The sequence below is a fragment of the Bradyrhizobium sp. SZCCHNR1051 genome, assembly GCF_032489615.1.
Lineage (GTDB): Bacteria > Pseudomonadota > Alphaproteobacteria > Rhizobiales > Xanthobacteraceae > Bradyrhizobium.
In genome coordinates, this window is sequence record NZ_JAUEYJ010000037.1 from 1 (window position 1) to 13,212 (window position 13,212).

13 protein-coding genes are annotated in these 13,212 nt (G+C 62.4%); 4 read left to right on the forward strand and 9 right to left on the reverse strand.

Annotated features, from left to right (window positions below):
- The first annotated feature begins 559 nt into the window (after positions 1-559).
- Positions 560-937: a hypothetical protein gene (locus QW868_RS31900; protein ID WP_315770966.1), complete on the forward strand. Its 378-nt coding sequence runs from the start codon at positions 560-562 to the stop codon at positions 935-937.
- A 277-nt stretch (positions 938-1,214) separates the two neighbouring features.
- Here QW868_RS31900 and QW868_RS31905 read toward each other — a convergent pair whose 3' ends face one another.
- Positions 1,215-1,550, reverse strand: a complete 336-nt coding sequence (locus QW868_RS31905; protein ID WP_315770964.1) for a hypothetical protein — start codon at positions 1,548-1,550, stop codon at positions 1,215-1,217.
- A 708-nt stretch (positions 1,551-2,258) separates the two neighbouring features.
- On the opposite strand from QW868_RS31905, the gene QW868_RS31910 reads away from it, so the two are divergent.
- On the forward strand, positions 2,259-4,481 hold the full coding sequence (locus QW868_RS31910; protein WP_316232408.1) for a right-handed parallel beta-helix repeat-containing protein: 2,223 nt from the start codon (positions 2,259-2,261) through the stop codon (positions 4,479-4,481).
- Positions 4,482-4,808: 327 nt separating this feature from the next.
- Here QW868_RS31910 and QW868_RS31915 read toward each other — a convergent pair whose 3' ends face one another.
- From QW868_RS31915 to QW868_RS31940, 6 genes are all read right to left on the reverse strand, one after another.
- Positions 4,809-5,060 (reverse strand): type II toxin-antitoxin system RelE/ParE family toxin, encoded by a 252-nt coding sequence (locus QW868_RS31915; RefSeq protein ID WP_316159969.1) that lies wholly within the window; start codon positions 5,058-5,060, stop codon positions 4,809-4,811.
- Between the two features lie 24 nt (positions 5,061-5,084).
- Complete coding sequence (locus QW868_RS31920; RefSeq protein ID WP_315786507.1) at positions 5,085-5,339, reverse strand: type II toxin-antitoxin system ParD family antitoxin; 255 nt, start codon at positions 5,337-5,339, stop codon at positions 5,085-5,087.
- Between the two features lie 230 nt (positions 5,340-5,569).
- Positions 5,570-6,025 carry an RbsD/FucU family protein gene (locus QW868_RS31925; protein WP_315770957.1) on the reverse strand — a complete coding sequence of 152 codons (456 nt, stop codon included), beginning with the start codon at positions 6,023-6,025 and terminating at the stop codon, positions 5,570-5,572.
- Positions 6,026-6,184: 159 nt separating this feature from the next.
- Positions 6,185-6,409 carry a PIN domain-containing protein gene (locus QW868_RS31930; RefSeq protein ID WP_316232409.1) on the reverse strand — a complete coding sequence of 75 codons (225 nt, stop codon included), beginning with the start codon at positions 6,407-6,409 and terminating at the stop codon, positions 6,185-6,187.
- 201 nt (positions 6,410-6,610) lie between these two features.
- Positions 6,611-6,967: a hypothetical protein gene (locus QW868_RS31935; protein WP_316232410.1), complete on the reverse strand. Its 357-nt coding sequence runs from the start codon at positions 6,965-6,967 to the stop codon at positions 6,611-6,613.
- A 644-nt stretch (positions 6,968-7,611) separates the two neighbouring features.
- Entirely contained in the window at positions 7,612-8,262 is a 651-nt protein-coding gene (locus tag QW868_RS31940) for a hypothetical protein (protein WP_315712575.1), read from the reverse strand.
- Positions 8,263-8,431: 169 nt separating this feature from the next.
- Between QW868_RS31940 and QW868_RS31945 the strand changes: the two genes are divergently transcribed.
- Positions 8,432-9,169, forward strand: a complete 738-nt coding sequence (locus QW868_RS31945; RefSeq protein WP_316232411.1) for a hypothetical protein — start codon at positions 8,432-8,434, stop codon at positions 9,167-9,169.
- 24 nt (positions 9,170-9,193) lie between these two features.
- On the forward strand, positions 9,194-10,774 hold the full coding sequence (locus QW868_RS31950) for an endonuclease/exonuclease/phosphatase family protein (RefSeq protein ID WP_316232412.1): 1,581 nt from the start codon (positions 9,194-9,196) through the stop codon (positions 10,772-10,774).
- 382 nt (positions 10,775-11,156) lie between these two features.
- Here the strand turns inward: QW868_RS31950 and QW868_RS31955 are convergent, their stop codons facing one another.
- Positions 11,157-12,098, reverse strand: coding sequence for an ABC transporter substrate-binding protein (locus tag QW868_RS31955; protein ID WP_316232413.1), 942 nt, complete (start codon positions 12,096-12,098; stop codon positions 11,157-11,159).
- Positions 12,095-13,198: an LLM class flavin-dependent oxidoreductase gene (locus QW868_RS31960; RefSeq protein ID WP_316232414.1), complete on the reverse strand. Its 1,104-nt coding sequence runs from the start codon at positions 13,196-13,198 to the stop codon at positions 12,095-12,097. The genes QW868_RS31955 and QW868_RS31960 overlap by 4 nt, the downstream gene beginning before the upstream one ends.
- Positions 13,199-13,212 lie beyond the last annotated feature (14 nt).

The following is a 13,212-nucleotide window of genomic DNA, read 5'->3' on the forward strand; positions in this document are numbered from 1 at the left end:
CGCCGCTCTTGAACGGCCGATTCGTCATGCCCCCAAATCTTACCGTGAACACTGAGTTCTTGCCCAGCCTCGACGTGGCAAGTGATGAGTCCGCGACAAACTGGCTCGACGGGCAGTTGGCGCATGCGCGCCATGCAGAGATTGCCCGTCGTGCAACTCGGGATGGCGTGAGCTCATCGGGTCATAGCGGCCAGCATCATCGACGCCCTTCAAACGTCTTCAGTTGTTGGAATGCACCGTCACGGTGATGAGTTGGCTCCGGGCTGCCGGGTCGGCAAAGCACGAGCCATTCCCCTCCTCCGCGTGCCCAGCGGCACCGGTCCGATCGCATGGAAGTTCGGGCGGGGCCGGAACTCCGAAGCGCAGCAGCGGTTCTAGTGTGGTGGACCTGACATTCGCTTTGGACTGTCGCCAGCTCCTCGAGCGAGGTCGGATCAAGAACCGCAATCGATCATCCGTTTGCCGGCCTTGTTCGGCTCTGACATTCGTCAACCGTTCTTGGCAGAGCCGGACACCGGAGACATCCGCCGATCACGGCGCACTTCACTGGAGGCCTGATATGTCGACCAAAACAGCTCTGCTCGGCCGCACGGCCGCAATTGCTTCATTGACTGCACTCGCGATCGGCGCCCTGGCCCCGACCAGTGCCGACGCGCGAAATGGGCGCTGGCACGGCGGCGGCGGCGCTGCGGTCGGCGCGGCGCTTGCGGCGGGTGCCATCGGCACCGGTCTTGCGATCGCCGCGAGCCGCGACGCCTATGATTACTATGATGGTCCGGTCTACGGCGGCCCGGCGTATTACGAGGCGCCCGCCTACTACGGAGTGAACCCCCACGCCTATGGCTATTACCGCAAAGGCGAATACCCCTATCAGATCTATGGTGGTGACAGCCCGAACGCGGTTTGCGCGCAAGGAACGACCTGGAATTGCCGCTGAGCCGCTTCTGATTGAAACCGCGGCGTGGCACCGGGCGAGGTCTCGCGGCGCTCGCCCGGCGCTGGACTCCCTTCTCTGCCTCCGTGACCAGTCCCGTAGCCCGCCATGAGCGCAGCGACATGCGGGACAGGTCTCTCCCCGGCGTCGCTTCCCCGAAGCCCGTTGAGCCTCGTCGCGTTGAGCCGGCGAAGTCAGTTTCGCGCGCTGTCACCCCCCGCAAACGGATCGCTCGAAGGGCGACACCCAGCGGCGCGAGCGACCGAAGCTGCCATCCGCTTCAGCGCGCGTCACCCACCAGGCGAAGATCGATCCTGCCGATCAGGTCGGCGCGAAACGTCTCGGCGGCGGCCATTGCCGCCATGGTCTGTCGCAGTGTGCTGACGTTCGATCCGAGCGACACGATGCCGCCCAGCACCGCGGCAATCGCCCCGAGGGCGACGACCGCATTGGATCCCAGCAGGCCCAGCACCGCGCCGAGCAGCAATCCTGCGCCGACATAGATCACGACCCTCGAGGCTAGGATGATCTTGCGACACCGCTCGGCCATCTCGGCAAGCTCCTCGATCTGCGCCTCGATCCGGGAGATTTGATCGCTCAGGTCGTCCTCGTTCATCAGACCAGCTGTTCTCCATGGTGTTTGCTTTGAGCACTATTCCCTCTCCGCCAGCCAACGTACGGCCAATGACTGGACAATCCGAGAGATGGTTTGCAGCCGTGAGGCATCGACCTTGGTCAGCGAGATAGTCAAGTGCACTGTCAGCGCAATCCCGCAATCGCTGGCGCGAACGCACCGAGAGCGAGCTGGTCATCCTTCATCGAACAGACCACGAATATCGGCCATCGAACGAAACAACTTCATCGGATGGCGCAGCACGATTTAGTGCACTGTCACCCGCAATCTCGCCGCGCCGCATTTCTGCTACGATCTACCCTGAGTCGAGCGGAGGAAAGGCACATCGTGGCTTTGACCATCATTTGCGTAAGCGGACCTGCTAACAGTCCGGCGATGTTCTCGGCATTTTTGAGATGCCTTACCGCGGATATTTGGCGACAGCGTACCGCTTCATATTCACCACAACGAGAACCGTTCGCTGCTGATGGCAACGCAGGCTGGCGAGCCAACCCATAGAGGTCAGAAAGAGCCAAATCGCAGCGAAGGCCCCGAACTCGCGCCGGATTGACTCAGATCAACACAAACGATTGACGTCGAGAGCATGCTGTACATTAGAACTGCGCTCTGCTCGATAGAGACCCCCCGCTCGCTGGAACGCCTACGGAGCCAGCCGACGCGCCGCGGATCAATCCCCGATTAGGAATGAAGATGAAGCACCTTTTCACGGCACTTTTTGCGGCTGCAATCGTCACCTTAGCTTCGGGCGTCTCGCAAGCCGATTCCGGAAAAACTTGGTACGTGAATCAGGCAAGTAAGAGTGCGGGGGACGGGCACGCCTGGAATGCCCCGTTCCAATCCCTGCAGGATGCACTATCAGCGGCCTCTAAGAACGACGAAATCTGGGTGGCGCGTGGCACGTATTATCCCGATGCGACCGATCAGACCAAGTCATTTGTCCTCAAGGAGGACATCGCCGTCTATGGGGGCTTCTCAGGCAACGAAACGGCGCGGCAGCAAAGGGATTTTCGAAGGAATGTAACCATACTCAGCGGCAATATCGGCAAGGGCGACAAGACGAAAAACACAAAGACCATTATTATGGGCGCTAACCGAGCCATTCTGGATGGCTTCACGGTCTCGGATTCTTACGGGACGGACAAGCCCCGCATGCATCTCGTGCCGGCCGACATTCTCAAGAACGACATGGTCGTTGGCGGCGGCATGAGAAACTTCATGACCAGCCCCATTGTGCGCAACGTCGTCTTCAAGAACAACTACTCGCCCAAGGGCGGCGCCGTTTACAATGTGCACAAGGCGGGCGCGGACCAGGCCGCCTTCATCAATGTCGATTTCATCGACAATGTAGCCGAGCTGCGCGGCGGCGGCGTAAGCAACGATCTCGGCGCTATGCCGCGCTTCATCAACTGCCGCTTCATCGGCAACCGCAGCAACGACAAAGGCGGCGGCCTTTACAACGACTTTGCCGCGTCGCCGCTTGTCTTCAACACGCTGTTCACAGGCAACTCGGCCGTGAGCGCCGGCGGCGTCGGCAACGACGGCGGCTCGGCACCACTGCTCGTCAACGTGACAATCGTGGGCAACAAGGCCAGCAGCGCGTTGGGCCCGGACCTTTATCAGGGGACAGGTGCGAACAGCAATCCGATCCTCATCCGCAGCGTTGTCGGTAAGGTCTATAATTGGCATGAGGACATTGTGTCGGAGGTCGGCTCGCTCGCTCCTGCGGGAAGCACGCTGCCGCTGGCCGACTTCATCCCCATCAGCAACCTCAAGGGGGAGTTGGAACCCGTTGCCCTTAAATCCGCGCCCGCTTATGCGCGCGGTTACCAGTCCGGCTTGGACGGCGCGCTCCTGCTGAAGAACGGCTTGGTCGAGAAACTCGTCCAGATTTACGTGAAGAACAGCGGCGCGGTCGAATATCAGGGCGAGTACATCCGGCCAGCGGTCAGCGCCAAGGCCGTATCCGCGCCGGTCATCTATGTCGTCCCGGACAACCCGGCCAAGGCACAGGACGGACTTTCCTGGGCAACCGGGTTCTCCGACTTGCAGGCGGCCATCGACCTCGCCTCGGCCTCGAAGGCAGCGGTTTGGATCAAGGCCGGCACGTACAGGCCTGCCAAGAAGGACGGCCGTATCGCGGCCTTCATTCTCTACGACGGCGTGAAGCTGTACGGCGGGTTTGCCGGCACTGAAACTGCCTTAGAGCAGCGTCGCGCCGCCGGCGCGCGGACAATTCTGAGCGCGAGGGCCGCCAAAGGCGGCTATCGATATGCGCACGTCCTCTATGGCGCCGATGACGCGCTGCTCGACGGATTGACGCTGCGTGACGGTCGCGCGGTCGGCCGGACTTACAACGGCAAGGGCGGCGGGTTGCTTGCCTATCATGCCGGCAAGAAATTTCTGCCGCGCGAGGCCGCGATCGGATTCAAGATGACGCTGCACAATTGCCGCTTCGAGCACAACGAAGCACTCGAAGGCGGAGCGATTTATGCCTACGGCAAGGCCAATCTCACGATCTCCGATACCGTCTTTGAAGGCAATCGGGCCGTCTATGGCGGCGCCAACGTCAACCGCGAGGGCGTCGTCGTCACATGTCAGAAGTGCTCGTTCACCGGCAATCGGGCATCGCAGGATGGCGGCGCAACCTACGAGGATTACGGCTCGCATGTGAGCTATGAGCAAGCCCGGTTTACGGCCAATAGCGCGCGCCATCAGGGCGGCGCCATCTATGAGATCAGCCGGGCCTCGCAATTGGAAGCGACAGTCGTCGGCGTCAGCAAGTCGGCATTCGTCAAGAACAAGGCGCGCGACGGCGCCAGCATCTATAATCTCGATGGTAGTACGCTGACGATCACGAACTCGACCTATCCGGCCAAGACGGTCTACAGCCGGACGCCATCCGAGAGCAAATAGAGGCGGCAACGCCGCGCCACTGAAGCCACTCACCCTGAGATGAAGCAAGACGACGACGGCGACTGCGATGGCGCGCAGACCGTCAATATCTGCTCGATACTCGCCAGTGCCCTTCTACGGCCATATCAACATCGATCGAAAAGCCGACACCACAGCGCTGGCTGAGCCTTCAGGCGGCGGCTATGTTTGGCCCATCGCCCAGACGTCATGGGGCCGGCCGCGGCCGGATGATGGGTGATGCAGGACTCGAACCCGCAAAGCCATGAGGGCGGATTTGCCGTCGGTCGGACGTCGTCGCCGTCGATGACGCGGATGATTTCAACGGAGTCAACCGGACCTTCGTCCGTGTCGGGGACGGTTCGGTAAAGCAGCAGGTAAGGCGCCTCGACCAGCATACGCATGGACGGGCGGATCGGAACGGCGGGCGCCCATCCGCGGTTGCGATCTCAGCAGTTCGAATTTCGCTTCGATTCGGTCGAGATGACGCTCAGCGGCGGCTGGCTGATCGACCCAGATCAGCAGGTAGATGTCGAGCAGATCGGACCAGGCCTGGTTGGACCAGACCAGCTCAATCGGCATTGTGGGAGGCTTGCTTCGCTCCCTTCAGCCGTCGCGGGCGTCCGTGCGCAGCTGCTTCATATCGACCTTGGCAGCAGATCCGCTGGCGATGCCTTCGCCCCAGGCCTGCCGCAGGCGCCTGACGTCCTCCCGGCACAGCTCACGCTTCAGCTGCCAGTCGCGCACCGCCTCGCGGACGATCTCGCTGGTGGTGGCATATTCGCCCGACTCAACCGCTGTCTTGAGGGCCGAGACCTGCTCGCTGGTCAGCGCAACGCTGAGTTTTTCGACAGATGCCATCGGATGCTCCAAGACCGGGGAGCATAAATTGCCACCATTTGCTACCGCAAGCCAACAGCTCCCGCCTCCGTGACCGGTCCGTAGCCCGCCACGAGCGTAGCGACATGCGGGGCCGGCCTCGCCCCGGGGCCGCTCCCGCCGACGACCGTTGGGCATCGGCGGGCGCTCGCCCTGGCTACGCGACGAGAACACGACGCGCATCACCCATGTGAGCGCGGCCAGGAGTATGCTCACTGCGCGTCCGGCGCGATCACGCCCTTGCTGAACAGGAAGCAACCGTAGAACCGGCGCTCGCCGGTCGCGATCACGCAATAGGCGGTCTTGGCTTTTTCATAGAACGCGTGCCGCTCGACGCCGACCAGCGGCCAGGACCTGCCTTCGGCGCGGTCGATCACAGCCTGAACCTCCTGCTGCACCGGCGGCACCACCTCGGGCTCGCCGACGACCTCCATCCTGACCGCGGCATCGTCGACGAAGGTGTCGAGCGGCAGCACCGACAGCACCGCCTGGACCGCGCGCGCCGCGCTGACATTGTCGATGCGCAGGAGCTCGCCGAACACCGTCTGCCGCGCGATCGCATCGGCCGGAAAATTGCTGTCGCAGATCACGAGGCGGTCGCCATGCCCCATCGCCCTGACAGCATAGAGCACGTCGGCATTGAGCAGCGGATCGATCCCCTTGAGCATGGTTTACTCCCTGCATCTTCTTTTTCATTGCTATCGTAGGATAGGTCGGGCGCCGGCGAAACCATCCTCTCACGTCAATTGAGCTGATTGGCTGAGCTGATTGGCATCGCGCGAGGTCGAATCCGCGGCACTTGCCGATCAGAACCCGGACCGCGACGTTCACGGCAAGTCCGCAAATGGATCCAGCACGGGGACATCCAGCGGCTCGAAATGTCTGAGGTTGCGCGACAGGATCGTCAATTTATGCCGGCGCGCGGTCGCTGCGATGATGATGTCGGCGAAGCCCGGCGCCTGTCCAGGCCCCCTCGTCCGATCCGACAACCGGCCCGCGATCCGCGCTGCCCGCATGTCGAACGACAGAATGCGCTCACCGTACAGATGCATGACCGTCTCGAGCTACTCGGCGAGATCAGCACTCTTGCGCGTTGCTTATATATAGCAGCCCGGGCTGCGCACGGCAAGGCGATACAGCCTACCTGAACCCGCTTTGCTCGACAGGTCGCGTTGATCCGGTGTAGTCAGTTCGCGCACCGTCACCGCCCCCCGCAAACGGATCGCTCGGAGTGCAACACCCGGCGGCGCGAGTCACCGAGGCTGCAATCCGCTTCGGCGCGCGTCATCAACCAGACGAAGATCGATCCTGCCGATCAGGTCGGCGCGAAACGTCTCGGCGGCGGCCATTGCCGCCATGGTCTGTCGCAATGTGCTGACGTTCGATCCGAGCGACACGATGCCGCCGAGCACCGCAGCAATCGCCCCGAGGGCGACGACCGCATTGGATCCCAGCAGGCCCAGCACCGCGCCGAGCAGCAATCCTGCACCGACATAGATCACGACCCTCGAGGCCAGGATGATCTTGCGACACTGCTCGGCCATCTCGGCAAGCTCTTCGATCCGCGCCTCGATCCGGGAGATTTGATCGCTCGGGTCGTCTTCATCCATCAGGCCAACTGTTCTCCATGGTGTTTGCTTTGGGCATTATTCCGTCACCGCCAGCCAACGTACGGCCAATGACTGGACAATCCAAGAGATGGTTTGCAGCCGTGAGGCATCGACCTTGGTCGGCGGGACAGATCAAATAGCTCGTTCGAGCGCATCGCCGATGAAGCCGCGATTTCCCCTCGACGGAAGGCCCGATTGCCATGAATAGAAGACCACCCGTCTCATCTCTTGACCTTATCCGTGATGCTTCCAACAATGCAGGAGCTCGGATACGAACGGCCGAATGCAAGATCAATAGACTACCGTCAGACCCGGCGGAATTTTGCTCGGGACCTCCGATCCTTTGAGCTGCGACCTCCGCTTGAGGCACATCAATTGCACATGACGACAAGCTATCAGGCGCGTTTTCCATAGCGATCAATTCGTAGGATGGGTTGAGCAGCAGCGAAGCCCATCTTGACCAACCATCCGATTGATGGGTCTTGCCTTCGGCTCAACCCATCCTACTTACCGAGGCGAGCTCTGCACCGGGAGCGGCCGTTCAATGACGCTTGCTATCATCCGAGACAGTACGGTGTTGGATCACACGAACGAATCGCATGTGGCTTTGTCACAGCGCGACCAAGGCGAGGAGGCTCGTGAGGCTAGGCCGGCACGGGAACCCCGGCTTTCTTCTCCAGCGCGGCCACCCGGTCGCGAAGGCTGCGGATCTCCGCGACCAGGTCAAGGACGTCCGGCGCGGGTTGATGCCCCATCATCCCAACATGGCTCGTTGTCACACGAATGGTCGACGAGCTGATCTCCATGCTGGTGCGCGAGCTCGCAACTGATAGACCCGGTTGCAATGCGGGCGGTGCGGGGACTGCGATCGTAACGCCACCCGCGACAATTCCGTCTGGAGCGGTAACGGTTTTCTCGAACCGCGCGGCGCCTTTAACGGTCACGTCTTCGAGTTTCGCTGCACCGTGAATCGAAACGCCCCCGGCGTAATGCTTGCCATCGTTGAGAACAAGTTCGTCAGCCTGGGAGTGAGAGAGCGCCGCGCGCGCCGCCGGAGGCACTTTCGGGCTCTGGAGCTGCACGGTCTCGACGTTGCATGCCATTATCGCTCGCCCCAACCAAGCCGGGGCTAGCAAGAGACGTCCCGCGTGGGCCTCCGCGCCGTCAAACTCGATTCTGAGCATGCCGGGATAGCCCTGCGCGTCGACGGGAACCCTGACGTTGCCGCTCTGCAGCACAGTCGTTGATCCTTCTAGGATGACCGACGTGTCGGTGAGTTTGATGTCGCTCGTCATGTTCGTTGCCTCACGCTGAAGATGTATTTTCAAATATCTTCAACTTTGCCGCCGCGGCTTGATTCACGTCAACGATCGATCGGCTGGCGCCTGCGATCGTTAGTTGCGAGACAGGATGTTGGCGCGCGCTAGGCCGCGCTCAGAACATGCGAACTGGCGGGGTCTTGAAATGCCCAATGATCTGCACACCGTCCTGAGCAGCATTCACGGACTGAAGGTAGACGCAGTCACGAAGTCGGTTCCGGCCTGCGCGGACCACGCCTTCGCCTGGGCAGGCAAGCTGCTCGCCGCCCCCCATCCTCGAGCCCGCGCCGATTTCAGCTCGGCTCATCAGCAGGCCTGGCTCGAGGCAATGGGCAATCTAAGTGCATGGAAGACACGCCAGATCGATGTGAACCTGCCGGCATCGGAGAAGCTGCTGATTGTCGGATGGTACTTCCCGGAGCTTGCGAGCCTGCTCGGCACTGCGGAAAAAAAGCATGTGGTCGTTCTGGTATCGAATGATGCTCCCTGGCTCTCCGAGCTAAAGGACGCAGGCACCACACTGAACTTTCGGGCCGAAGGCGGTGCGTCGGCGCTCGCCGCGTACATGCGCGAAGGCCGCAACGTGTTCGCGATGATGGACAACATTCATCCGGGCACCGAGTTCGTCCGCAGCCCATTCTTCGGGCGCCCCGCCAAGACCCCGGCCGCCATTCTGAGGCTTGCGATCGGCAACGGCTACACGCTGGCGCTGATAGCGCCTAGGGACAACCGTGTGGAAGTGGTGGCGACACTGCCCACCGCCGGCAAGCAGCCGGAGGATCTCGCTGCCTGGGTGAACCAGAAGATCGAACAGGAAGTCAGACGGGCGCCGGAACGCTGGCTGTCCTGGCCAACGCTCGCCTACCGGTTCCAGGCAAGCTGATTCACCAGTCAGGAGGATGCGCGGATGCCCACCACGTCGTTCAATCAACTCGCGCAGCAGGCCGACGCACTTTACCCGCCGCAATCGATGCACAGCCTCTTGTCCAGGCTGCGCTACCCGGGAGCGGCACCGGGAACGATCCTGCCGACGGCTTCGTTTGCCGACGCAGCTTGGCGCCTGTCGGGCCCCTCCACAACACGAATTTCATTCTTGCACTACAACATCTGGTGCCTACGCGCGAAGGTCGGAGTCAAGGAGATCGTCGCCGCCGCAGGAGGGGTGGGCCACTTCGTGGCTTGTCTTGGGGTATCGTCGGCTGACTTCATCGGCAAGACGCTGGAGATGATTGGGGCCGATGTCGGAGATGTCTGCGATCGCATCTTCCCGCCGATCGTGGAAATCTGCGGCGTGCCCGCCAACCCGTTGAACGGCACTTGCAAGCTGGTGGGCGACAGCCTCTCGCTCGGCGGATACATCATCGAACATCTCAGTTCCGACCTCGACTGGCTGATAAGCCTCTTCTCGATCCCGGAGGAGGTCGTATTTGAGGCGCTGATGCAGCTGGTCGCGCCGGTGCTTGGCGTATTCGAAGTAACTGCCAAGGAAGAGCCGGTTATCCCGGAGCGCGCCGACGAAATCGGCCGAAGGGTGTTCGCTTACGACGTCGTATCGCTGATCGAGGCTTGGGACCAGGATACGAGGGATACGATCCTGGCACATGGCAACGCGCAGCATTTAGACGGACCGGCCGGCTCCCTTGCCTACAAGCAGCTGCAGAGTGGGATCCTCGTACTCAGCCCGACGCGGACAATCGAAAATGGGGGCGGGCATGTCTATGCGGCGGACGGCGTGTCGCGAGTCATGCCCGGCGGATGCGAGATGGGTTACATGTTCGATTCCGACAAATGGGCGAACAAAGGGGTGCAACTCACGCGTATCCCGGTTGGCTTCGGTGCGATCGAGCTATATTCGACGCATCTTTATGCCGGCGATGGCGGCCTTCTGCCGCCTGGCCCAACCGACGCGGAGAAGATCGACGTCAGACGCAGGCAGATTGACGAGTTGATTGCATTTATCAAGGCGACGCACCTTCCACCCAACGTGGCCATTGTCGCCGGAGATCTCAACATCGGCGCGGACACCGACGAGTACCACAACCTAGTCGCGGCGATGGAGCAGGCCGGCTTTTATGACCTGCGGACCGTACCGTTTGATACGGTGAAAAGCGATGGCTTGACCGACCGTCACGGCGACGGCGACGAGCCGATCTACAACGACTTCAATACCAACTGTAAGGTCTATCGCGCCAGCGACGCATATCGGCAAGCCTATGATCCGGCCATTGCCACGCCGACGATGTCGGACAATGTCGATTACTACTGCGACGAAATGCAGCCGGACGACGCGAATCCGACCGGATCCAGGATCGACTACCTGTTCATCGAACGTGCGACTGCGGTTCACGGCTTCAATCTCGACGTCTCGCGTGTGCGCCGGCGTGCTTTCAAGTCACGCATCCGCTGGATCGTCACCCCCGGCCCGCAAGACTACCTCTCGGACCACATCGGACTGGAAGCGACTCTGTTCGCCAGCCCAAGGCATTAGAGCACTGGGCGTTCAAGAAGCGCGACAACAGGCTCCAAGTCACTGAATGGGTCGCTCGCCGTCGACAATGCCGACCTAGCCGTCTGCGCAGCGCTTGACGGCGGGAAGCCAAGTTAAGGCGTCTTGGCACTCTACCTATAGAGGATCGGAGCGGGCTCCTTTTCCCCCGGGTTCGCGGAGGCGCCGCGATCGTGCCGCGTGACGTGGTGTAGCTGGTGTGGCACCAAGTTCACCGGCGGCGGGCCGGGACGGTTACGGGAAGGTCAGCCTGATAGCGTGGAGGCTGACGGTGGGATCACCGCTGAAGGGTGCTATGGTTTTCAGCGGCAGACGCCGCCGAGAGTCACGTGTATTCGGTGAGATCACGTGATGCGCCGACAGCTCAAAGCCCCGCCCCCTTCGCGATCGCCGCAGTGAACGAACGGTCGAGGATTGCCGCCGCGTCGAGCCGCTCCTTGATCAGGCCAGTGCGCGTGTAGAGGTCGATCGTCTTCTGCTCGTCGGCGACGACGGCATCGTCGACCGGCACGATGCGGACCTTGGCGCGCTTGAGCCAGTTCAGTGGTACGGAGGACGGAATGTTCATCAGCCGGCCCCAGGTCTCGGCATAGCTCTCGACATTGCCGAGCGACCACGCACGCGCCGCCGCAAGCCGTTGGACGAAGTCCTCCAGCGCCGCGCGCTTGTCCCTGATGGCGGTGGGGGTCGCGACCTGGAAGCTCAGGCCGGGCGTCAGTCCTTCGCCGGTGATGATGCGGCGCGACTTGAACAGCACCTCCTCCTGGCTCACATACGGCTCCCAGGTCGACCACGCATCGACCGAGCCCTGCGTATAGGCGACCTTGGCATCGGAGGGCGGCAGGAACACGAGCTGGATGTCGCCGGTGGTCCAGCCGCGTGACTCCAGTGCCGCTAGCACCAGTTGATGTCCGATCGAGCCGCGGCCGGTTGCGATCTTCTTGCCCTTGAGGTCGTCGAAGCTCTTGATGGCCGAGCTTTCGGGCACAAGCATCGCAAGACCCTCCTGGGTCTGGCGAATGGCGGCGATCGCCTTGACCGGCACGCCCGAGGCGGCAGCGAAGGTGAAGGGCGCGTCGCCGACGAGCCCGGTGTCGATGGCGCCCGCGCTCAGCGCTTCGAGCAAGGGTGCCGCCGCGACGAACTCCTTCCACTCGATGGTGTAGGGCACGTCCTTGAGCACGCCCGCTGCGTCCATGACGGCGCGCGCATTACCCTTCTGGTCGCCGACGCGCAGGGTCGCCTGCGCGAAGGCGGAAGCCGTGAACGCGAGCAGAACACCCGCGGCAAGCAGAACGCGCTTCATTCCGCGGCCACTCCCTTCGCGCCCTGCCGCCGCGCGATGAGCTCGCGCGTCGCGGGGATCAGCTCGCGGCCGTACTCGATGGCATCGATCAGCGGATCGAAGCCACGGATCAGGAAATGGCTGATGCCGAGATCGTAGTAGTCGCCGAACACGTCGGCGACCTGCTCCGGCGTGCCGACCAGCGCGGTGGTGTTGCTGTTGGCGCCGGTAAGCTTGGCAATCTCGGTCCACAGCCGCTTGTCGACCCGCTTGCCCTGCTCGGCGATCGCCAGCAGCCGCTTGGCGCCATCCGTGGCATGACCGTCGGCCGGCTTGCGGTAGCCGGTCTGGTCCTGCAGCGCGGTGGCGCGCTCAAGGATGTCCTGCGCCTTGGCCCAGGCCTTCTCCTCGGTGTCGGCGAGGATCGGCCGCACCGAGAGCGAGAACCGCGGTGCCGGACGGCCGTGCCTGGCAGCCGCCGCGCTGACGCGGGCGACCTGCTCGCGCACCTGTGCATAGGACTCGCCCCACAGCGCATAGGTGTGGGCATGCCGGCCCGCAACGTCGATCGCGGCATCGGAGGCGCCGCCGAAATAGATCCGGATGCCCTCTTTCCGATACGGCTTCACCTGCGCGAACGCGTTCTCGACCTGATAGTGCTTGCCGGCATAGCTGAACGGCTTCTCGCTGGTCCACTCGGCGCGGACGATGTCGAGGAACTCAGCTGTCCGCGCATAGCGCGCCTCCTTGTCGTCGAGCGTGTTGCCGTCCTGTCGCAACTCGGTTGAATTGCCGCCGGTGATCACATGCAGCGCAACGCGGCCTCGCGAGAACTGGTCGAGCACCGCGAACTGCCGCGCCAGCAGGGTCGGTGACGTGAACCCCGGTCGCTGCGCGATCAGCACGTTGAGCCTCGAGGTGACGCCGAGCACATGCTGGGCGACCTGCAGGCTGTCCGGCGAGGTCGAGTGGAACGCGAGCAGCGCGCGGTCGAAGCCGGCATTCTCATGCGCCTTCGCCACCGTCTCGATGTGGACGGGGTCGAGCACCGGTCCCTTGCGGACGATGGTCTCGGACGAGTTGTTGTTGGAAATGAAGCCGATGAATTCGATCTCGGACATGTGTCCTCTCTCCT